The following is a 22,316-nucleotide window of genomic DNA, read 5'->3' as shown; positions in this document are numbered from 1 at the left end:
CTTAATATAAACATAAAAATTATAACATAATAAAATTATTATGACAAATATTATTAAATGGGTTAAATAATTTTAAAAAGTCTATTTTCTTCCTTAAAGTATATATCTTCCTCTGTTCTTCTAAAAATAATCTTTCCATTAGAAGCTTCAGCCATTTCCTTTTCTATTATATCAACCTTATCGATTTCTGATAAAATATGAACAACTACCTTATCAGTATATTCAGTATCTTCTATGTACCAATTATTCTTTCCGCATATATACTGAACCTTTCCTAACATATCATAATCCATATTTAGAAGCAATCTTACACCTTTCACTTTTTCAACAATACCAGCAGCTTTTATTGCAATGGAAGCACCTTTTGTATAGGCTCTTGTTAGTCCACCAGCCCCTAAAAGTATTCCTCCAAAATATCTTGTTACTACCACAGCACAATCAGTTATATTACTTTTTTTTATTACTTCCAAAATTGGTATTCCTGCAGTTCCTTGAGGTTCTCCATCATCGCTGTATCTTTGAATAGACATATTTTCTCCTAAAATATAAGCATAACAGTTATGGGTAGCCTGCTTATGCATATTTTTTATCTCTTGAATAAATTCTTTTGCTTCTTTTTCACTTTCACATCTTTTTGCATAGCCAATAAATTCAGATTTTTTTTCAAAAAATCTATCCTCACCAAAATTTTTTATAGTTATATAACTCATCAAAATTCTCCTCTTTATAGCTTATTTTCTATAATAAATATTTTCTTGTGCAACTAGATTTCCTTCTGAATCCCTAAATTCTTTTTGTGTTTTTTCTATTAAATTGTATAGGGCTAATTTCTTTAAAACATCCTCCATCCTTATATTAAAGTTTATAAAATTCCTATGATGCTTTATTTGATAAGAACTAAACTTTTCTTTATGTTTATCCAAAAAATCAATTATTTCTTTTCCGAAAATATCTAAATTTCCTACTATATATTTTTCCATTGTTTCAATTAATTCTATTATATAGTTCTCCTTATTTTCGGAATAAAGAAGACCTCTAACCTTTTCATCAAATTCATCATTTAATTTGCATACCATATTTATAGCATCTTTACTTACTCTATAATTATTTAAACTTAAATAAATATTTGAAAAGTTATTTAAAGCCCTAAATGAAACTTCATAGGCTGTGTAAATCCCTCCATTACTTAAATATTTCTTACATATTCCTATTTCTTTTAAAAAATTTCCTAAATACACCAAATACCATTTTTCCTTATTATCATCAGCTAAATATAATTTTTTCTGATAAAGATCTGTTATTTCAGAATCCTTTGAATAAACTAACTTAGATGACATAAGGGTATTTTCAATAACTCTTTTGTTTATATCTTTGAAATAATCTTTAATTAGTGAAGCTTTGCTTAATATTTTAATATGTACGGGAACTTTATCCACCTCAGAATATATATCCCTTATTTTATCAAAATCTTTTTTATATACTACTAATAAGTCTATATCTGAACCATCCCAAATATCTCCATTAACCATACTCCCATAAACAAAAATAGCCAATGTATTTTTATTTTCTTTAATAGTTTTAATTATTTTATTATAAGCATTTTGATATTGGATAATTATATTCTCCATTACTTCCCTCCATATTACATTATAAATAAATTATATAGAAAAACTGTAATAAAGTCTAATCTTCATTACAGTTCTCCTCAAAGATACAATCATTTGTGCATCTCCTTATATCTTCTTCAATGATGCTGCGGTAAAATGAACTAAATTCATTTTGGATATTATTTAATGAACTTACTATTTCATCTACTTTAGAAATTCCATTTTTTATCTTATCATCTAATATTGTTTCCTCTGAAACTTCATCAAGCTTCTCTTCACTGATAAATTCTTCAACGAAGGCTTCATTTTCAGCATTTGTATTAGTATAATTGATCCTTTTCTTTCTTCCTCTACCCAATACATCATCTCCGAAACATTATTAATAAAGTATATTACTAATTAATTCCTTTATTATAAATTCCTTCGTTTTATTATAAACTTCTTCATCTGTTTCTGCTAATATAAAAGTTCCATTTTCTCTATATTCTTCTTCTATTATTCTTGCATTTCTATAAAGAAAAGATGATACATTAGTCTTATCATAAGGTATTAAGTACTCACATTTTTTCATTTTATAAGGAAGATTTTCTTCAATTAAATCTAGTAGTTCTTCTAATCCTATTCCCTCTTTTGCACTTATTTCTATAGTCTTATATTCACTAAATTTCTCCTTTATTGCATCAATTTTGCCTCTATCTGAAATATCTATCTTATTTAAAACTAAAATAGTTTCTTTATCTTTTGCTCCAAGTTCCTCTAAAACTTCTAATACAGCATTTATTTGTTGTATAGAATTATCTGCAGAAGCATCTACCACATGACATAATAAATCTGAATAAATTACTTCTTCCAAAGTTGACTTAAAAGCTTCTACTAAATCATGCGGCAGCTTGCTTACAAAACCTACTGTATCTGTTATTGTTACAATTCCCTTATTCTTTAAAACTATTGACCTTGTTGTAGTATCTAAGGTTGCAAACAGCATGTTAGCCTCAAATACTTTTTCTTTTCCTTGAACATCTTTTTTAGCTGCTATATCACAAAGTTTATTTCTTAAGGTTGATTTTCCTGCATTGGTATAACCAACTAAGGAAACTCTAGGAATACTTTCCTTATTTCTCTTTTCTCTTTGAACTTCTCTTGTTTTTCTAATTTTCTTTAATTCTTCATTTAAATCATAGATATTTTCTTTAATATGCCTTTTATCCGTTTCTAACTTTTTCTCACCAGGACCCTTAGTACCAATTCCTCCACCAGTTCTTGATAGAATTGTACCAAGACCTTGTAATCTGCTTAATCTATATTTAAGTTGTGCTAATTCAACTTGAATTTTCGCTTCTTTACTTCTTGCTCTTCTAGCAAATATTTCAAGAATTAGAGTAGTTCTATCAATTACTTTAGCACCAATTGCTTCTTCGAGATTTCTAACCTGAGAACCAGATAATTCGTCATCAAAAATAATTAAGTTAGCATGTATATTTTGCCTAAGTGAGGCTATTTCTGAAACCTTTCCTTTGCCTATAAAATAAGCTGGATCTATTTTATTTCTAGATTGATAAACCATATCTAAAACTGGTATATCACATGCCTTTGTTAATTCCTTTAACTCATTTAGACTTTCAATAGTATCTGATCCAACTAAAATTGCCTTTTCTGTTTCGTCTTCAATAATTTCCTTAGTTTTTATTGCTTCTTCTATATAATCAATTTTATTAAATAAATTTACTGATAATAATTCATCTACAGAAATATTCAGGCTTTCTTCATAGTCTAATCTATTATTAGTTATAGTTATAACCCCATAAGAACAATCGATAACCTTTCCATTTTGCACCCCTATTGCTACAATAGCATCTAATTTAAGTTTTATTAAAGTTGATAAATCTAAAGCAGATAAATTTGAATATCCATTTGGATGGGTATGAATAACTCTAATTCCAGATAATCTTTTTTCTTTAATGTCTATCATAGAAATTTCAACTGAAGTAGAATCACCTATTGCTACAGAAAAAACCTTGCCTTTTCTATCAACAGCTACACTTATTTCTCTTTCTATTAATGATGATATTCTTGATATAATATCAATTATTTCCCTACTGCAAATTTCATCTTTTAAAACTTTACATTTATATATACCTTCAAGTTCATCTAAATAAACTTTTTTAATTCCTTCAATATTGCCATATATCATATATAACACCTCACTTGTATACTATTGACAACTGTCATATAATTTTATACTATAATTACATTGTTGTAAATATGCTAGAAGCCTTATGAAACATAGATTTTAGGAGGAAAAACAAATGGATGATAGAAAAAGAAATATCCTTTTTACTGAGGAACAAATCAAGGAAAGAGTAGCAGAGCTTGGTAAAATAATCACAGAAGATTATAAGGATAAAAACCTTTATGTACTACCACTTTTAAGAGGAAGCTTTGTATTTGGTGCTGATTTATTTAAAGCAATTGATTGCAAAGCTCAAGTTGGTTTTATGACAACTTCCAGCTATGGTAATTCAGAAGTTAGCAGCGGTGTTGTTAAAGTTGTTAACGATATTCCTGATAATATCGAAGGACTTGATGTTCTAATAGTGGATGATATAATTGATACAGGATACACAATGCAATTTGTAATAGATTATGTAAAGAAAAAAGGAGCTAAATCAGTAAAGACTTGTGTACTATTAGATAAACCTTCTAGAAGAAAAGTTGATTTAAAACCTGACTACTGCTGTTTTGAAATTAAAGATTTATTTGTTGTAGGATACGGATTAGATTACGAAAATTATTATAGAAATGTACCATATGTATTTAATTGGGAGTCCAATTAAATAAAATTCAAAGTGTATTATTCAAAATTTAGATAGATTTTCAGTGAGCTGAAAATCAAAAACTGCAGACAATTTTTTATATCTGCAGTTTTTTGTTTTTTATAATTATGATTTTATAATTTGAATTATAAATAAAATTTATTATTTACTAAATTCTATAGCTGTATTTGGAGTTTTTCCAACAACTATTGTTTCTGATATAGGAATTTGACAACTTATTTCAACATCCTTACTGTTTAAAGGTATAACAACTCTCATTTTCATACTTACACTTAAATATATTTTATGTCTTGTTTGATTGATACCTGCACTTTCAAAGATAGATTCATATTTACTAGTTATATTACCTATTTGTTCTAAATCTATCTTTACTTTTGGTCCTAATTTATGAAGGGCCAAATTTTTTGTCATATATCCTAAAGGCACTTCTATTCCTAAATCTTCAAGTTCTAATATTTCATTATTTATGTTTAACATTAATTTTGAAGATAAATAATTTAATTTAACAGTATCTGCCCTTAATAAAGTAATATTTCCTTCTTTATCTTTTTCAATTGACATAATATCAGAATAATCAAATTCTTTTGAATATAATTCTAATGCCTTTTCATATACTATATTAGTTGCTTCATTTTTTAACTTATCTTCAGCTATTTTAATTACAGCCGGAGAAATATTATTATGATAAAAGTAAATTATGGAATTAATTATTAAGCATAAGGAAATAATAATTATTATGAACTTAAAGTTTTTAATTTTAAATGGAATTCTGGGAGATTTTCTATAATACTTCATAAACACCTTCAGAGTTATTATTTTATTCTTTATATAATTATGCTATAATATGCTATATTATTTATTTTTCACCAATAAATAAATTAAATTAATAAGGGAGGAAAAAATGGCTAATAAAGAAACTTCTAATAAAGAAAAAAGCCAAGCTAAAGATATAAAAAACAATAAAAAGAATAAATCGTCTAAATCTAAATATAAAAAAATATTAAAAAATACTTTTTTAGGGATACTAATCTTTGCACTATTATGCGTAGTAGTTCTTTCAGGATATATATTTGCTATCATTAAAAGCACACCTGAATTAGATGTTAATGCTGTATTAAGCCTAAGCGAACCATCAGCATTATATGACGATGAAGGAAATTTTATAGATAAAATACCTACTGAACAAATTAGAGAAATCATAAACATTGATGAAATGCCTCAACATTTAAAAGATGCTTATGTTTCAATTGAGGATGAACGTTTTTATCAACATAATGGCGTAGATTTTAAAAGAACCATAGTATCTGCCATAAGATCTGCCCTTACTGTAGTAACAGGTGAAGGATATATTCAAGGCGGGTCAACAATGACACAACAATTAATAAAAAATACCTTATTAACTAACGAAGTTAAAATTGAAAGAAAAGTACGTGAAATTTATCTAGCATTAAGCCTTGAAAATAAACTTTCAAAAGAAGATATTTTAAAAGCTTATCTCAACACAATTCCTCTAGGAGGAAAAATTTATGGAGTTGAAGCTGCAGCAGAATATTATTTCGATAAGAGTGCCATAGATTTAACTTTACCTGAAGCTGCTTTTTTAGCAGGATTAACTCAAGCTCCTAGCGCTTATAGTCCATTCGATCCAGAAAACATTAAAGACCCAACTATTTATTTAGATAGAACAAAAACTGTTCTAATGAAGATGAGAGATTTAGGCTATATAACTGCTGAGGAATATAATGAAGCTTATGATTTTGTAGATAAAAATTCCTTTGCCTTTTCTCAAAAACCAGTAAACTATAAAATAAACTACGAATGGTTTGTATACCCTGCTTTAAACCAAGTGAAAAAGGATTTAATGGAAAAATATAAATATACTGAAGATCAAGTTGATAATCTTTTCTCAAACGGCGGACTTAGAATTTATACCACTATGAACAGAAAAATGCAAGATAGCACTCAAGAAATCCTAGATAATAGAGACAACTTCAATTATATAGATCCTTATGCTAATCCTGAGGTCTATGATGATAATGGAATTCCAAAACTTCAAGCCTCAGCAACCATTGTAGATTATAGAACTGGACAAGTAAAAGCATTAGTAGGAGGAAGAGGCGATCAGCCTGCCAGATCTACAAATAGAGCCTATGATATTCTTAGATCTATTGGTTCTGTTACAAAACCATTAACTGTTTACGGGCCAGCTATTGATACTAAAACTATTACTGCTGCGACCCCATTAGATGATGCAGGGCTACCTTCATCAATACAAAGCAAATATCCAGGCTGGAATCCAAATAACTGGAATTTCAAGTCTGACGGTATAATAACAGCAAGAGAATCAATTGCCTTATCAAAAAACATAACTACTATTATTGTTGAAGACAAATTAGGTGTTGAAACTGGTATATCCTATGGCGAAAAACTTGGCCTTGTTTATTCGGAACCATCCAGAACTTTATCAGTTGCTGCTTTAGGTGAGTTTACATCAGATCCTGCAGATCCTGATGGTGGTAATACTTTTATTTTAGCTTCTGCCTTTGGTACTTTTGGTAACAATGGCTTATATACTGAACCTATATTATATACCAAAGTTGAAGATGCTACCGGAAAAGTAATTTTAAATAAAGAACCTAAAATAACTCAAGTATTTACTCCTCAAACTGCTTACATTATGAGAGACCTTCTAAAGGGACCATTGACCTTTGATGCTGGATCTGCAAAATTAGCTAATATGCCAGTTATAGGTAAAACAGGTACTACTAATTTTAGTACTGATTTCTTATTTGCAGGCCTTACGCCTTATTATTCTGCATCTGTTTGGATAGGCTATGATAATCACGAAGTAGTCGGTGGCAGCAGCTATAGTTCTTCAGCAGCTAATCTTTGGGGTAAAATAATGGCTCCTATCCACGAAGGTCTAGAATATAAAGAATTTGCAGGAAATCCAGGAGGAGTAACAAGCCTTTCAGTTTGTCTAGATTCTGGTAAAAGGGCAACTGATCTTTGTGCCCGTGATCCAAGAGGCTCAAGAGTTCGTACCGAATTATTTATATCAGGAACAGAACCTAGTGAAAACTGCGATGCCCATGTTGAAGTAGAAGTTAATAAAAATAATAATAAGCTTGCAACAAATAAAACACCAAAAAATTTAATCGAAAAAAGAGTATTTATTAAAAAGGAATTTTCATCAAGATTAGCTGATGATGATAAATATGTTGTTCCAACTGAAAAAGATGATACAAAATCAGTAATTGATGATATAATAGATCAAATAAAAGGTGAATTCAAACTATCAGATTTAGGAATCTCAATAGGCAGCAATGTAGATGATGCAATTACAAAGCTTAATGAAAAGGGAGTTGAGGTAAAAATATCAAATCCTGATGCTAAATCAAGAATAATAAAGGCTTTATCTAGCCCTACTGCTAAAAAAGGAGATACTATAATTATTGAATTAGAAGATGAGACAGAGGATTTGCCTCCAAACTCAGGTGAAGATCCTAATAACAATAATTCAGAAAACAGTTAATATAATTAAAGGCTGCTATATTAATAATATAACAGCCTTTTTTCTATAAATTCTATGGTTCTAAGTTTAAATTAATTATCTCACCAGTATCCGCTCTCACAAACACTGAATAAGATTTTTCTAAAAACGCTTCATTATCATTGCTAGTATTTTTATTTATATCACTTTTATTAGCAGACATATTAAATACATAAGATAAAACTAATTCGTTATTGTCGTTTTCAATATAAGATAAGAATACATCATTTACTTTTTGAACATCTATGTCTAATTTTCTAAAATAATTTTTAGCTATATTTACCGCTTCTTCTTTCTTTATATCAATTTCATTTATAATTTTCTTATCAACTGTCAAATAATTTGAATATCCTTCAAGTTTTCCTGATACTTTATCAATCATTGCAATTATTTCCTGATTAAATATTGGATACCCATCCTTACACTTGAAAAAAACTACTGTATAGCAGGGAGCCTTTTCCTCTGTATTTCTTATTTCTTTAAAAAGAAAATCATTCTTTGTTATTTCGCTAATATAATTAATAGCAAGATTTTTTGCTTCATCCTCTGAAATTAACACTTTACTCCTAAGTACTCCTAAATTTTTATTTGAAAATCCTAACACTTCATAATTTTCATCAATATCTACTCCAAAGTTTCCTACAATTACTGAATATTTAATTTGAGAGTTTTTGCTTGCTAATTTATTTAAAGATATATCTTCAAAAGTTTCTCTTGAACTTTTATAATTATTAATTATTTCTTTATCTAATAATTCTTCTATAAAATCTTCTGCAATAGTTACTTCTTTACTTTCTTTATTTAATATATTTCCGATTAAAATTCCTATAACTATCAACAATAATAGAATAACAATAATAGAAATTATCGTTCCCCTTTTATATTTCATTATATCCTCCTCAGCTTAAATAAATTATTATACACTATAAAATGAAAATAATATATACATATATATTACAACATTTTTACAATATTATAAAGTTTCAAATTACAATTTGTATTTTTATATAAAGAATCAATATGTAAAGGGGCTTTTTAAGCCCCAAAAATAATAATACTTTATACTGCATATCCCCACTTTTCATTTTTTATTCTATCTGTAATTGGCATATATCTACGAACACCATTAATTGCACTTACCCAGCTTATCCAAACATATTTATCAGTTATTACTACATAATCATAATATACCTGTTCACCTTTAAAATATTGTCCTTGTATAGGATTATCACTAGCAACATAAGGTTTATTTCTAAAATATATTGCATCTACAGTACAAGTAAATAATCCCTTTTCAGGATATTGTTTTAATATCTTCTCTTTAGAATTATTATTTTCATTTTTAGGATTATCAGCTTTGGTAATTGGATAAATTTTTACACCATTTTTATCAAATACTGAATAACCACTTCTACTATCACATTCTTTAATTGCATTTTCTAATATTCTATAAGCACCTACTTGTGATTTAACATCTCCCCAACTTTTTCTAACTCTATACAAGTTATCGGATTCTTCTACTTTAGGTGGCTTCACACTATAATCTTCTCCAGTTAAACCTTCACAAATAGCAATAGCAACTTTTTCGGTATCTAATTTAGCAAAATCACTCTTAGAATCACAAAAACAAATCTCCACTAATATTGCCAAAGCTTTGGTATGATATATTACATAAAAATTTTCATGTTTTACTCCTCTATTAACAAACCCACAACTAGCTGCAACTTTATCATTAACTCTTTTGGCTATAGCATAATTTTTTTTATAACTTTCCTGATCTATAAAAGCACTAGGATTTGCTAAATAGGTTTCTGTTCCTTCTCCTCCTCCTGCATTAAAATGAATGGAACAAAATATATCTACATTATTATCATTTGCTATTTTTACTCTCCTAGCTAGAGAATCATACATACTGCTTACTCCACCATCAATTGTACAATTAATAACAGTATGTCCTTTTTCCTTTAATTTCTGAATAACCTTTTTACCAACTATTCTATTATAATCACTTTCAACAAAAACTCCCCTTGCAGAAGTGTCATATCCAGATAAACAATGTCCCATATCTATACCAATTTTCATTATATATTCCTCCTTTGTATACTATTATGTATACATAATATTCATCAACTATGATAAAAGTTATTGCTTAAAAATAAATACTAACACCTCTTTTAAAAAATTCATAAAAAATAACTCCTAGCACTCTAGGAGTTATTACTATAAACTAATTCCAATTATTCATTAATTCGTCCCACATCATCTTCCCACATTTAGCTAAAGTTACTGTACCATAAACGCTATTAGGAATTCCCATTGATAAAACTGTAAAGGAGAAGGTTCCTTTTGATAAAATTACTAGCTCTGTATCATTTTCAACGCCTTTTTTATCTCCAGTCTTACTTGAAATTTCATATTTTAAATCATCAGGAATATAAAGAGCCAGCTTATTTTTTATTTGCTGTCTATTTAAAATATCTATTAACATCTGACTATTTTCTTTAGATAAATAAGTACTATTATATAAATGTCTCCATATTTTAGCAAGATCTAAGGCAGATGTAATATTCTCAGAATTATTATCTTCATTATTCATATCACCAGTTTTTCTCTTTAAAACTGTATTTTCTAAACCCATTTCCTTTATATTTTTATTTATTTCATCCATACCAATAATGTCTATTATCTTATTTGCAGCAGTATTATCACTTTGAATTAACATTGCAACTAATAATTCAAAAATAGTATATTCCCTCTCATTAAATTCATGAATAATACCAGTTCCATAAACCTTATCTTTTCTTTCTATCTTAACTTTATCTAAAAAGTCAACTTTCTTATCTTCTACAGCTTTTATTAAGGAAACTGCAATTGGCAGTTTAATACATCCAGCGGCAACCATCTTAACGTTTTCATTATATCCATAAACAAACCCGCTTCTTAAATCCTCAAAGAAAAATCCATACGTCCCAATTCTTGATTCTAAATATTTCTTTATCTCTTTCATAATACCCTCCAGCTTTTTTTACCATAATATAGTCTAAAAAAATTATATCATATTTTCAGAAAATTTTGAAGCATTCAATAATTTTTCTTGTTATTTTATTATCATAAAAATAGTGATAGAGAAATCTCTATCACTACATTATACTCTAATCCGCAAATGAAATTCCTATCTTTCTAGCAACCTTAACTAAATCTCCATTTGGATCAACAAGCTTAGATTTTTGTCCTATTACATTTTCTAATGTATCACTTGACATTTCTCCACCTTTTAAACATACCATATGTCCGAATTTTTCTTCGTTTATTAATTCAACTGCTGCAACCCCATATCTTGTTGAAAGTATTCTATCATAGGTTGAAGTATTTCCACCTCTTTGAATATGACCTAAAACAGTACATCTAATTTCCTTATCTGGCATTAAATTTTCTAAATCATCTGCTAATTTATTACCAATTCCCCCAAGTCTAATTGGATCAGGACTCTCCTTAACTATTTTTGCAACTACAACTTCTCCATCTTTAGGTCTTGCCCCTTCAGCTACAACTATAATACTAAATTTTCTTCCAGCCTTTTCTCTTTCCCTAACCTTTTCAACAATCTTATTTATATCATAAGGTATTTCAGGAAGTAATATTACATCTGCTGAACCTGCTATTCCTGATTCTAAAGCAATCCATCCTGCCCCTCTACCCATAACTTCACAAATCATTATTCTATGATGAGATTCTGCTGTGGTATGAAGTCTATCTAATGCTTCAGTTGCCACATCTATAGCAGTATTAAATCCAAAGGTTACATCTGTTGATGCTAGGTCGTTATCAATAGTCTTTGGCACACCTATAACCTTTACACCCTTTCTTGCAAAGTCTCTTGCTGAGGTTAAAGTACCATCTCCTCCTATTACGACTAATACATCTACTCCTTCTTTTTTTAGATTTTCAACTGCAACATCTGAAACATCTTTTTTAACCATTTTTCCGTTTTCTTCTACTAAATAATCAAAAAGGTTGTCCTTATTAGAGCTATATAATATAGTTCCTCCTCTATGAAGTATTCCTGCAACGCTGTCAAGAGTTAAAGGGACAAAATCATTATTGTATAACCCTCTGTAACCAAATTTGTATCCTATTACTTCCCAGCCATGATTTAGAATAGCTGCTCTTGTTACGGCTCTAATAACTGCGTTTAATCCCGGACAATCTCCTCCGCCTGTTAGTAATGCTATTTTTTTAATTTTTTCTCCCATTTAAATTCCCCCTACTCACTTTTATGATTTCAGAATATACTATACATTCCAAATTTTCTGTCAATTATTTTAAAAAAATTAGTAAATTCACTTAAGTTAATAATACCATAAAATATTTTTTATTTAAAGATTATTTCTACTAGAATTTTAAATAATAATTATTAACTCTCCCTATAAATATACCACCATCTTTTCTCTTACAACAGATATTTTTATTTATAATTTAATTCTATTTTACTAATAGTATTTTCTCCATCTAAAGAAAGTTCAATTGTATTTAATCCTTTCTCCAAAGTTATATTGCTATATTCTCTAATTTTTTTAAATTCATCATTATTAAATTTAATATAATAATTTTTTATCATTTTACTATTTTGAAAACTTCCTAAGATATATTCATTATCTTCTATCTTCTCATTAGCACTTTCTTTTTTCATTAATACCAAGTATGCTTTTTCATCCTTATCTACCGTCTTGTCTAATGGATTTTTATTAATTAAATCTTTATTTTGTGTATAAATTGTAGGTCTTATATCCTTTCCTTTAAATTGCATAACTATATCCTTTTTATCTTTTACATAAGTTATATAAGTATTGCTTTGCTTCATATCAGTAGTATTATCTATTGCAATTGTATAAGTATAAAGTGCATCCTTTATATTAATATTTTTTCCTCTCCAACTAAACTTTTTAACATCAGTAGTTCCATTATAATTTAAAGCATCAATATTTCCTTCTAATAGTTCTATTGCACTACAAGGAAAACCTTGATTATCAAAATAGCCATCATGAATAAAATCTATCATTATCCATTTACTATATTTTTCACTCCAGAATTCAACAACAAAATAAGATTTCTGCTTCATTTTTGCAGCATTTGTTCTTCTAAATTCGCCTACCCTTGCTTTTAAACCTGCACTTTGTAAAAAATCTCTATAAATAATTGCCACATCTCTAGCAGAAGCAGTTGTATATCCTGTTTTTTCCCTTAATATATCAAAACCATTTATCCCCTTTGAATCTTCAGCAACATCATAAGCAATTATAGTTTTAAGTAATCTCGAAACTTCTATAGCTCTCTCTAACTTATCATCAATTTTTTTAGTATCTTCGCTAATAGAATATAAATTACTTAAGGCTTTAATCTTTTCATTATCTTCTTCAGAATAATAAAATCTTATATTATTTTCATTATAAATGTTATCCCAATTCTCAACAGTTATTTTTCCAATAGTTCTTGTTTTATTTATTAATATAACACCAATTGCTAATATAACTAATACTATTGCTAGTTTTAATATCTTATTTATTTTATTCACCAATATACCCTCCATACTTCTAACAATTTTCATAAATTTATTTTCTTATTATAATAATAGCAATTTATTGCTTATTTTTCCATAAAAAAAGTGCTTAATAAAGCACTTTTAATAAAATAAGTTTATGTCAACAAATGTATCACTACTTAATGTTTCTGGATTATCCTTATAAAGTTGTTCTATTCTTGTATAATTTTCTGTTAATAATTTTTTAGTATTTTCATTTAAATTTATTGGCATTTCATCATAAGCTGCCTTTATATTTTCATAAGCTCTGCTTATATTTTTTTCTACATTGATATAATACCAAGCAGCATTATTTAGGGCCAATATGTCTTTCTCATTCATTTCATAGGCTTTACGAATATATTTTATACCTTCTTCATAAATTTCATACTTAAGATATAATGCCCCTAAAACTCTATAATAGCTACTATTATTTTTATCAAGTTTGATAGCTTTTTCTATATTACTTATTGCCTCTCCCCATTGTTCTTCTGAAATATATAAATGAGCTAATTTATCATATAAGCTGCTATCATCTTTTCTTAAATTTATAGCAGTTTCATACATTTTTTTCGCTTTATCATTATTCACTTCTATGTTTTTATAATATTCTGCCAGCCTTAAAATTGTTTTATAACTATAAGGAGCTTTTTCCATTGCAGTTCTTAAATATGGTTCAATAAATTTTATCTCTCCATCTGAATAAGAGATATCTGCTAACAGTAAATAGGAATTATTGTAATTAGGATTATTTAAAATACTCTTTTTAACCAATAATGAAGCTTTGTCATATTCCTTACTATTATATGATAATAAAGCGCCTATGAAATATTCATAGAAAGTATCTTCTTTTTCATTTTTTACTTCTTTATAGGCATCTTCTAAGCAATCCATTGCTTTCTTTTGATTATTATTTTTACTATAATAATCAAATTTAATTAAATTAATTATAGTTCCTTCTATTTTATCCTTTTCTAATTCCTCTATTAAAGTTTCAGCTTTTTCTAAATTTTCTATATCATTAGCGTAGACTTTTGCAAGCATCATTTTATAGGAATTTTTACCTTGATTTTCTTTTAATAATTTTTCTAGATTTTCTATTAATTTATTTTTATTAAATAAATACATTTCCTCAATAGTATCATATATTTTTAATTCATTTTTATCTATTTCCCAGGCTTTATCTAATAATTCAAGCGCCTTGTCCCAATTATTTATTAAACTGTACATATTAGCTGCCTCAGATAATTTATAAGCTGAATTTTCAGTTAAATCATATTTTCCTATAATTTCTTCAGCTTTAAATTCATGATTTTTAGAGATATAGGCAATAAATAAATTCTTTAATATATTATTATCTGCACCACTTTCAGAAATATATTCTTCCCCAAAAGTAATTGTTTCTTCATACTTATTGTTCATATTGAAAATAAATAAAATCTTATTTATTAATTCTTTATCTTTATCTGAATAATTTTCAATTCCCTCTTCATTAATTATTCTATCTCTTACTATAATGCTCTCTTTTAAAATAGATTCAGATTTTTCTACTTCAGACTTCAGCGAATATATATTAGCCATATTAACTGACCATATTGGCCAAGGATCATTTAACTGCATTTCATTATATTCTTTTATTGCTTTATCATAATCATATTGGTAATATAATTTTTCTGCCGTATTGTCAAAAATATTTATATTTTCCACTTTCATATTTGCCTTAATTATTAATATAAACATCAATGTAATAAAACAAGTACTACTGATTATTACAATAGGCTCAGTATAAGGATTTTTCTTATTGGCTCTATCATATAGATCTTTTATTTTTCTTAAAAATCTATAAAAAGGTCCCATTAATTTTTTCAGCTCACTATGAAACGTTTTCATTTTTTTATAATCTATTTTTATTTTAGAGAAAAACTCCTGCATATTTTCATAGTACCTCCATTACTTTTTTTACTCTAAATTTTATTGTAACAGATTGTTACGCCATTTACAATTATTTTATATATTTAAAATTATGTTATATATTAATTAAATAATTAAAGGAGCCAAAATTTAAGCTCCCTAATTCATACTTTTCTTAAAAATCGCTTCTGCCTTTGATACAGCTAAATACATTAAATAAGCAATTAGCGATAATATAATTATACTCATCATAACCATATCAAGTTGAGATATTTGTCCACCATATATAATTAAAAATCCTAAACCTTCTCTTGCTACTAAAAATTCTCCCATTATTACCCCAACCCAAGACAAACCAACATTTATTTTTAAAGCAGATACTAGCACTTGAAGGTTATCAGGAAAAACTAAATATCTTAAAGTTTGAAATTTATTTGCTCCAAATGTTTCCATTAACTTTAATTTACCTTTGTCCACACCATTAAAACCTGTTAAAACTGTAATTATGGTTGTAACTACTGAAATTAAAAGGGTGATTGTAATTATTGCTCCCATGCCATTTCCAACCCAAAATATTATTATTGGAGCTAAAGCGACCTTTGGCAATGCATTTAAAACAACTAAATAGGGATCTAATACTTTCGCAGTAAAAGGGGAATACCATAATATAACTGCAATAAGAGTCCCAAGTACCGTTCCTAAAGTAAAGCCTATTATTGTTTCATAACATGTTACAAAAATATGCTTAAATAATGTTCCATTTTCTATAAATTCTAAAAGAGATTTAATCATTCTGCTTGGACTTGATGTTAGGAATGGATCTATTATCTTAAAATCTGTCAATAGTTCCCAAAGAATAATAAATAAAATCAAAATCGCAATTCTAAAAATTGTGACTTTTAATTTTTCTTTTTTTATTTTTTTTATATATTCTTCATGTTCCTTACTCATTTACTTTATCTAACTCCTTCCATAATAAATTAAAGTATTCCTTAAATTCTGGCTCACTTCTTCTTTCAAAAGGAGTAGCTTCTTTATTTTTAAAGTTTATTTTAACATCTAATTTTATTTCAGCAGGCCTTTTGCTTAACATAATTATTCTATCAGATATTGATACTGCTTCAGATATATCATGAGTTACCATTATAGCTGTCTTACATTCATTTTTTATTATTCCTTTTACATCATCACATACCCAAAGTCTAGTTTGATAATCTAAAGCAGAAAAAGGTTCATCTAATAATAATATTTCAGGATTCAAGGCTAGGGTTCTAATTAAGGCTACTCTCTGCCTCATTCCTCCAGATAACTCAGAAGGTTTATGATTTTTAAATTTTTCCAAATCGTAATTTATTAATAACTTTTCAACTCTATCTATATTTTCTTTATTTAATTTCTTTTTTATTTTTAAACCTAAGGTTACATTTTTCCAAACAGAAATCCATTCAAACAAATTATCTTTTTGAAACATATAACCTATTTTATCCAATCTATTTTTTACATTTTTATCATTATATACAACTTCTCCATAGGTAGGTTCTAATAAGCCGCTGATAATATTTAATAAGGTTGATTTACCACAACCAGATGGTCCTATAATACTAATAAACTCTCCCTTATCTACTGAAAAACTAACATCTTTTATTGCTAAAGTTTCATTTTCTAAAGAATTATATATTAAACCTACCTTTGAAACTGTAATTAAAGCCAATAGAAATACCTCCTTTCCTATTAAATATTTTTCTAGCTTCAGTAACTAATACTGAAGCTAGAAAAAATTATTTCACTTACTCCATAGCTTTTTCTGCAAATTCATTATTTATTATTTTCTCATATGGTGGTCTTTCTTTTATTAAGTTAGAATCATATTCTTGAATAATATCCATAAGTCTGTTTAAATCTTCTTCTTCAATTATTGGCGTTTTAGCTATTGCCTCTATTTCCTTATAATTATTAACAACAGATATGATAATATCTCTATCAGTTCCTGGGAAAAATGAAATTATTGCATCTGCAATTTCTTCAGCTGAATGCCTTTCATACCATAATTGACCTTTATAAATTGCATTAGTAAATCTTTGTACTATTTCAGGATTTTCTTCCATATATGACTTTGTAGTATAAAAAGCAGTATAAGGAATATCTCCTGCAGCTTTTCCAATTGATGCTAAAATTTTTCCACTTCCTTCTTTTTCAAGCATTGATGCTGTTGGTTCAAATAAATTAACATATTCTCCTGTTCCTGCTTTAAAAGCTCCTGAAGTAGCTGTGAAATCTATATTGGTAACTAAAGATACATCTGTTCTAGGATCCAATCCATGATTTCTTAGAACATATTCAAAAACCATTTGAGGCATTCCCCCTGGTCTTGCACCGATTATCTCAGCTCCTTTTAAATCTTCCCATTTAAAATCTGGATTTTCTTTTCTTCCAACAATAAAGGATCCATCAGTTTGAGTTAATTTAGCAAATACTACCGGATAATCTTCTCTTCCTTGATTGTAAATATATATTACCTGCTCTGGTCCTGAAAAACCTATATCAGCATTTCCACTTAATAGTTGCTGCATTGTTTTATCTGCTCCTTGGCCGGTAGTTAGCTCTATTTCAATACCTTCTTCTAAAAAGAAACCTTCATTAATAGCAATATACATCGGAGCATAAAAAACTGATCTAACAACTTCATTTAATCTAATTTTTACCGCTTCATTTCCATTATTTATCTTTTTATCTACACAAGCTGAAAAAATTCCTATAGAAAATATAGTTAATACAAATGCTGCAAATCTTTTAATTATTTTATCTTTCATTCTAACCTCCTTGGTAAAATAACTTTTAATTAAATACTTTATTATTTATAATATGAATTTATTTCGATTATTGTTATAATTTAGAATTTTATATAAAAAAATATCAAATTGTTGAATAAAAGTTCATTTATTATAAAATAATAATAAAAGGGCTGCATGTGCAGCCCCTAATTAATAAATTCCATTTCCCACTTAAAATATCCTGTTTTTTGATCTTTAATATATCTTAAATAAGCAGAATAAGTTGTTCCCTTTTTACTTTTTATATTTCTAAAACCAACTTTCCCATTCTTTAATAACAATTTAACCATTTCCTTAGTAACTTTTTTACCTAAAGAACTTATAAATTTATCATCTTTCCATATGGCATATTTACATCCATTTTTCCAATTAATACATCCATAGGCCTTTGTACTTTCTATAACAGGGTTGCCACATATTGGACACTTCCCTAGCTCTTCTAGCCCCTCTTCTAATTCTATCTTAAACTTATTTAATATCAATGTATCAGTTTTTATCTTATTTACCGCTTCTTTAGTGAAATCAATAATAAAATTTAAAAAATCTTCTTTTCTAAACCTTCCTTTTTCTATATCTGATAAAGTTTTTTCTAACTTACCAGTATATTCTAAATCTAGAAGCTCTTTAACAGGAAAAATTTCTACAATAGTTCTTCCTAATTCTGTAACTATTAAACTTTTTCCTTTTGCTTCTATATATCCAACATCTTTTAACTTTTTTATAATTTCAGCCCTTGTGGCAGGTGTACCTATACTAAAGCCACTTAATATAGCCTTCATCATTTCATCAGAATTTCTTTCTTCTTCCATTTCATCCTTATAACTCTTTCCACATGTTTCCATTAATCTTAAAAGAGTTTTTTCTGTATGATGCTTAGGTGGTTTTTTAGTTACCTTATTAACTTTATTTTCTATAAGATACAAAAGATCTCCCTTTTCTAAAGCAGGAAGGATAGTGTCCTTTGTTTCAGTTTTTTCAACAACTCTAAAACCTTTTACCATCTCTACTTTGCCTTTTGCAATAAACTCTCCTATTATATTTTCATCATTAACCTTAATAATAATTTTAGTTTCTTCAAACTCTGCCAAAGGCATAAACTGCATTATAAATCTATTCTTAATTGCTGTATATACCTTTTCTTCATCTGCTGTAAGTTTATTTGGAATTATATATGTTGGAATTATTGCACTGTGACTTTCAACTTTTGAATTGTCAAAAACTCTTTTATTTTTTGTAAATTTAATTTCTTTTTCGTAAGGAAGCCCTTTTTTTAAAGTATTCAATACTTTTTTAGCCCTTGTTTCTAAACTTTCTTCAAGAACAACACTAGCTGTTCTTGGATAAGTAATAAACTTCTTTTCATAAAGACTTTGAGCGATTTTGAGAACTTTATCAGACGTCCATCCCTTATACTTACTTGTAATATATCCCTGTAAGTTAGATAAATTAAATAATGGTTGAGGATACTCTTTCTTTTTTTCTACTTCCTTATCAACAACTATACCACTTTTGTTTACTAATAGCTTACTTATTTTATCAAGGTAACTTTTATCTTCAAATTTTTCACTATTTTTTTCATAGTAAATACTATCAAATTCAATATTAGCTGCAGATTTAAATTTTGCTGTTAATTTATAATAAGAACTTGCTTTAAAATTTTCAATTTCTTTATCTCTATCATATATAATTTTTAAAGTTGGCAGTAAAACTCTTCCAATATTTAATGTTTTTCTTTCCTTTGTGGCAGCAGCATATCTTAAGGTAGTTACAGAAGTTAAATTAATTCCTATAATCCAATCAGCTAACTGCCTACTCATCCCAGCATCTTGTAAAGGCTTCATTTCTATATTTAGCTTTAATTTCTCCATTCCCTTCTTTACTTCTTCTTCAGTCCATTCATTAAGCAATAATCTATATATTGGCTTTTTAACATTCAAATATATAAATAACTCATCAGCGATTATCTGTCCTTCCCTATCATAATCTGTTGCTGATATTATTCCGTCTACATCGTCCCTATTTATTAAGCTTTTAATAACATTTATCTGCTTTTCAGCTCCCTTATCAATTGAATTTCTGTCATATCCATTACTCTTTATTTTATACTTAAATTCACCAGGTATAAATGGGAACTTTTCCATTTTCCAACTGATCATGCTTTCATCATAATCTTTAGCATCAAAAAGCTGAAGCAAATGCCCGAAAGCCCAAGTTACTACATATTCCTCCCCTTCAAAGTATCCATCTTTTCTTTTTTTAATGTTATAAGCATCTGCTATATTTTTTGCTACAGAGGGTTTTTCAGCAATTATAAGCTTTTTCATTTTCATCTCCTACTTCTTTTAATATTAAATATATTCTATGAATAAAATAGCTTTGAAATCTTTCAATACTTTTATAACTTACTTAAAAAAACTTATATAAATTTAGAATTTGTATATAAAAAGAAAATATATAAACTGCAACCTATAACTTTCTTATAAAGTCATTAAAAACAAATTAATTATTTAAAAGTTAAATTCAATTTAGTAACATAATAATATTTATTAAAATATCACTTCTTTACATCTCATTAAAGTACCAAATAAAATAATTTATTACAGCAGAATATATTAGCCACAGTATATAAGGTAATATTAAAAAAGCTGATATTTTATCAATTCTAAAAAATTTAAAAGCTGTGATTATAGCTAAAATTGTTATTACAATTAAGAAAATAAATGAAAGACCGTAAAGTCTAAAACTTATAAATATAAATGTCCAGACAAAATTAAAAATCAATTGAATTAAATAAAAGAAGTAACCATCACTATTTAATTTTTTTATTTCGTTCTTTGTATAAAATCTATAAGCTGCAATTCCTAGTGTTATGTATAAGCATGTCCAAATTATTAAAACCATTAATATTGACGGAATAAAAAATGGTTTCTTTAAACTTTCATAAATTATAATAGAATTCTTATTAATGTATATTGTTGCTATACAGCCTAATAAAGGTATTAATAGATTTACTATTAAATTAATAAAATATATTTTATTATCTACTTTTAAAATCCCTAATAATTTTTTATCATTTTTCTTATTTTTTTTATCAGACTTTTTATTTTTTTTCCACATAAAATTACTCCTAAATGCAATATACTTCTTAAATATTGTATGCATCTATAATAATTTTTATGTTTTAAAAATAAATATCTGAAAATTCTATATCTACTTTTTCTTTTAAATCATTTATTTCAAAATTCTTATTTAATAATGAAGCATTATCTTTTATTTTTGAGTCATAAGGCAAAATAATTCTAAAAGTATTTCCTTCCTTTTCTCCAGTTTCTATATAAATTTTTCCTTTATGAAGTTCAACCAACCCCCTTGTTAAAAATAATCCTAATCCACTGCCTTCAGAGGGTCTGCTAAAAGTATTATTTACCTTTGTAAATTTTTCAAATATATCTTTTAATTTATCAGCAGGAATAGCTTCTGCATCATTCATTACTTCGATTTTTATATTCTTATCATTTTCAATCATCACTGTTACATAAATATTCCCATCATATTTTCCATATTTTAAAGAATTAGATAGAATATTAAGCATAATTCTTTCTATATGGCTTTTATCACATAATAAAAATATTTCTTCTTCTTTAGGATCAAAAGTAATCTTTACATTTCTTAATTTCATATAATGATCACTTAGTAAAATTACATTTTCTACTATTTCAACAATGTTATATACTTTATTATTAAAATGAAGCTTATTTTCCGATAATTTATTACTATCAATAAAATTATCTATTGTTCTAACAAGTCTCAAGCAATTTTGTTTTATTATTTTGTTATATGAAACAATTTTATCATAATCAACTTTATCAATATATAGATCTTTTAATTGAAGAGATGAAATTATAAAGATAGATATAAAAATTCAATATGAAAATATGAAAGATGAGTTTTATTCGAATATTTCTCATGAATTAAGAACTCCAATAAATGTTATTTATTCAG

At 27.0% G+C, this 22,316-nt stretch carries 19 protein-coding genes; 2 read left to right on the top strand and 17 right to left on the bottom strand.

The genetic code is table 11. From position 1 onward, the window contains the following. Positions 1 to 62 precede the first annotated feature (62 nt). Genes KQI16_RS02325 through hflX form a run of 4 tightly spaced genes read right to left on the bottom strand, consistent with a single transcriptional unit; the run spans position 63 to position 3,798 of the window. Positions 63 to 710 carry a YigZ family protein gene (locus tag KQI16_RS02325; protein WP_216431920.1) on the bottom strand — a complete coding sequence of 216 codons (648 nt, stop codon included), beginning with the start codon at positions 708 to 710 and terminating at the stop codon, positions 63 to 65. A 21-nt stretch (positions 711 to 731) separates the two neighbouring features. Then, on the bottom strand, positions 732 to 1,628 hold the full coding sequence (locus KQI16_RS02320) for a nucleotidyltransferase domain-containing protein (RefSeq protein WP_216431918.1): 897 nt from the start codon (positions 1,626 to 1,628) through the stop codon (positions 732 to 734). 55 nt (positions 1,629 to 1,683) lie between these two features. Then, positions 1,684 to 1,965 carry a hypothetical protein gene (locus KQI16_RS02315; protein WP_216431916.1) on the bottom strand — a complete coding sequence of 94 codons (282 nt, stop codon included), beginning with the start codon at positions 1,963 to 1,965 and terminating at the stop codon, positions 1,684 to 1,686. Positions 1,966 to 1,986: 21 nt separating this feature from the next. Beyond that, on the bottom strand, positions 1,987 to 3,798 hold the full coding sequence (hflX, locus tag KQI16_RS02310) for a GTPase HflX (protein WP_216431914.1): 1,812 nt from the start codon (positions 3,796 to 3,798) through the stop codon (positions 1,987 to 1,989). Positions 3,799 to 3,913: 115 nt separating this feature from the next. Here hflX and hpt point away from each other — a divergent pair, with 115 nt between their 5' ends. Then, positions 3,914 to 4,441 carry a hypoxanthine phosphoribosyltransferase gene (hpt, locus tag KQI16_RS02305; RefSeq protein WP_216431912.1) on the top strand — a complete coding sequence of 176 codons (528 nt, stop codon included), beginning with the start codon at positions 3,914 to 3,916 and terminating at the stop codon, positions 4,439 to 4,441. 141 nt (positions 4,442 to 4,582) lie between these two features. Here the strand turns inward: hpt and yunB are convergent, their stop codons facing one another. Beyond that, on the bottom strand, positions 4,583 to 5,236 hold the full coding sequence (gene yunB / locus KQI16_RS02300; protein ID WP_216431910.1) for a sporulation protein YunB: 654 nt from the start codon (positions 5,234 to 5,236) through the stop codon (positions 4,583 to 4,585). Positions 5,237 to 5,342: 106 nt separating this feature from the next. On the opposite strand from yunB, the gene KQI16_RS02295 reads away from it, so the two are divergent. Then, the gene (locus KQI16_RS02295; RefSeq protein ID WP_216431908.1) at positions 5,343 to 7,976 is read left to right on the top strand and encodes a transglycosylase domain-containing protein; all 2,634 of its coding nucleotides are present in this window, start codon (positions 5,343 to 5,345) and stop codon (positions 7,974 to 7,976) included. A 52-nt stretch (positions 7,977 to 8,028) separates the two neighbouring features. Here the strand turns inward: KQI16_RS02295 and KQI16_RS02290 are convergent, their stop codons facing one another. From KQI16_RS02290 to KQI16_RS02235, 12 genes are all read right to left on the bottom strand, one after another. Then, positions 8,029 to 8,883, bottom strand: a complete 855-nt coding sequence (locus KQI16_RS02290) for a hypothetical protein (protein WP_216431906.1) — start codon at positions 8,881 to 8,883, stop codon at positions 8,029 to 8,031. 170 nt (positions 8,884 to 9,053) lie between these two features. Next, the gene (locus tag KQI16_RS02285; RefSeq protein ID WP_216431904.1) at positions 9,054 to 10,076 is read right to left on the bottom strand and encodes an N-acetylmuramoyl-L-alanine amidase; all 1,023 of its coding nucleotides are present in this window, start codon (positions 10,074 to 10,076) and stop codon (positions 9,054 to 9,056) included. A gap of 145 nt (positions 10,077 to 10,221) precedes the next feature. After that, the gene (locus tag KQI16_RS02280; protein ID WP_216431902.1) at positions 10,222 to 11,001 is read right to left on the bottom strand and encodes a serine hydrolase; all 780 of its coding nucleotides are present in this window, start codon (positions 10,999 to 11,001) and stop codon (positions 10,222 to 10,224) included. Positions 11,002 to 11,146: 145 nt separating this feature from the next. After that, positions 11,147 to 12,247: a 6-phosphofructokinase gene (locus KQI16_RS02275; protein ID WP_216431900.1), complete on the bottom strand. Its 1,101-nt coding sequence runs from the start codon at positions 12,245 to 12,247 to the stop codon at positions 11,147 to 11,149. Between the two features lie 212 nt (positions 12,248 to 12,459). After that, positions 12,460 to 13,566, bottom strand: coding sequence for a hypothetical protein (locus KQI16_RS02270; protein WP_216431898.1), 1,107 nt, complete (start codon positions 13,564 to 13,566; stop codon positions 12,460 to 12,462). A gap of 108 nt (positions 13,567 to 13,674) precedes the next feature. Beyond that, a complete protein-coding gene (locus tag KQI16_RS02265; RefSeq protein ID WP_216431896.1) occupies positions 13,675 to 15,504 on the bottom strand; it encodes a tetratricopeptide repeat protein in 1,830 nt (609 codons plus the stop codon). A gap of 138 nt (positions 15,505 to 15,642) precedes the next feature. Next, entirely contained in the window at positions 15,643 to 16,434 is a 792-nt protein-coding gene (locus KQI16_RS02260; RefSeq protein ID WP_216431894.1) for an ABC transporter permease, read from the bottom strand. Next, positions 16,427 to 17,194, bottom strand: coding sequence for an ABC transporter ATP-binding protein (locus tag KQI16_RS02255; RefSeq protein ID WP_216431892.1), 768 nt, complete (start codon positions 17,192 to 17,194; stop codon positions 16,427 to 16,429). The genes KQI16_RS02260 and KQI16_RS02255 overlap by 8 nt, the downstream gene beginning before the upstream one ends. Before the next feature lie 76 nt (positions 17,195 to 17,270). Continuing rightward, on the bottom strand, positions 17,271 to 18,293 hold the full coding sequence (locus KQI16_RS02250) for an ABC transporter substrate-binding protein (RefSeq protein ID WP_216431890.1): 1,023 nt from the start codon (positions 18,291 to 18,293) through the stop codon (positions 17,271 to 17,273). 167 nt (positions 18,294 to 18,460) lie between these two features. After that, on the bottom strand, positions 18,461 to 20,638 hold the full coding sequence (locus KQI16_RS02245) for a type IA DNA topoisomerase (RefSeq protein WP_216431888.1): 2,178 nt from the start codon (positions 20,636 to 20,638) through the stop codon (positions 18,461 to 18,463). A gap of 238 nt (positions 20,639 to 20,876) precedes the next feature. Next, positions 20,877 to 21,431, bottom strand: coding sequence for a TspO/MBR family protein (locus KQI16_RS02240; RefSeq protein WP_286172846.1), 555 nt, complete (start codon positions 21,429 to 21,431; stop codon positions 20,877 to 20,879). Between the two features lie 64 nt (positions 21,432 to 21,495). Then, on the bottom strand, positions 21,496 to 22,125 hold the full coding sequence (locus tag KQI16_RS02235) for a sensor histidine kinase (RefSeq protein WP_286172845.1): 630 nt from the start codon (positions 22,123 to 22,125) through the stop codon (positions 21,496 to 21,498). Between the last annotated feature and the right edge of the window lie 191 nt (positions 22,126 to 22,316).

Source organism: Caproiciproducens sp. MSJ-32 (genome assembly GCF_018918055.1).
Lineage (GTDB): Bacteria > Bacillota > Clostridia > Clostridiales > Clostridiaceae > Clostridium.
Note: the sequence above shows the minus strand (reverse complement) of the source record. Positions and strands in the feature narration are given on the sequence as shown.

Coding starts and splice junctions, on each gene's coding strand:
- KQI16_RS02245 (WP_216431888.1), bottom strand. CDS start 20,638: ATGAAAAAGCTTATAATTGCTGAAAAACCCTCTGTAGCAAAAAATATA.
- hpt (WP_216431912.1), top strand. CDS start 3,914: ATGGATGATAGAAAAAGAAATATCCTTTTTACTGAGGAACAAATCAAG.
- KQI16_RS02260 (WP_216431894.1), bottom strand. CDS start 16,434: ATGAGTAAGGAACATGAAGAATATATAAAAAAAATAAAAAAAGAAAAA.
- KQI16_RS02295 (WP_216431908.1), top strand. CDS start 5,343: ATGGCTAATAAAGAAACTTCTAATAAAGAAAAAAGCCAAGCTAAAGAT.
- KQI16_RS02240 (WP_286172846.1), bottom strand. CDS start 21,431: ATGTGGAAAAAAAATAAAAAGTCTGATAAAAAAAATAAGAAAAATGAT.
- KQI16_RS02325 (WP_216431920.1), bottom strand. CDS start 710: ATGAGTTATATAACTATAAAAAATTTTGGTGAGGATAGATTTTTTGAA.
- KQI16_RS02265 (WP_216431896.1), bottom strand. CDS start 15,504: ATGCAGGAGTTTTTCTCTAAAATAAAAATAGATTATAAAAAAATGAAA.
- KQI16_RS02290 (WP_216431906.1), bottom strand. CDS start 8,883: ATGAAATATAAAAGGGGAACGATAATTTCTATTATTGTTATTCTATTA.
- KQI16_RS02280 (WP_216431902.1), bottom strand. CDS start 11,001: ATGAAAGAGATAAAGAAATATTTAGAATCAAGAATTGGGACGTATGGA.
- KQI16_RS02320 (WP_216431918.1), bottom strand. CDS start 1,628: ATGGAGAATATAATTATCCAATATCAAAATGCTTATAATAAAATAATT.
- hflX (WP_216431914.1), bottom strand. CDS start 3,798: ATGATATATGGCAATATTGAAGGAATTAAAAAAGTTTATTTAGATGAA.
- yunB (WP_216431910.1), bottom strand. CDS start 5,236: ATGAAGTATTATAGAAAATCTCCCAGAATTCCATTTAAAATTAAAAAC.
- KQI16_RS02275 (WP_216431900.1), bottom strand. CDS start 12,247: ATGGGAGAAAAAATTAAAAAAATAGCATTACTAACAGGCGGAGGAGAT.
- KQI16_RS02250 (WP_216431890.1), bottom strand. CDS start 18,293: ATGAAAGATAAAATAATTAAAAGATTTGCAGCATTTGTATTAACTATA.
- KQI16_RS02285 (WP_216431904.1), bottom strand. CDS start 10,076: ATGAAAATTGGTATAGATATGGGACATTGTTTATCTGGATATGACACT.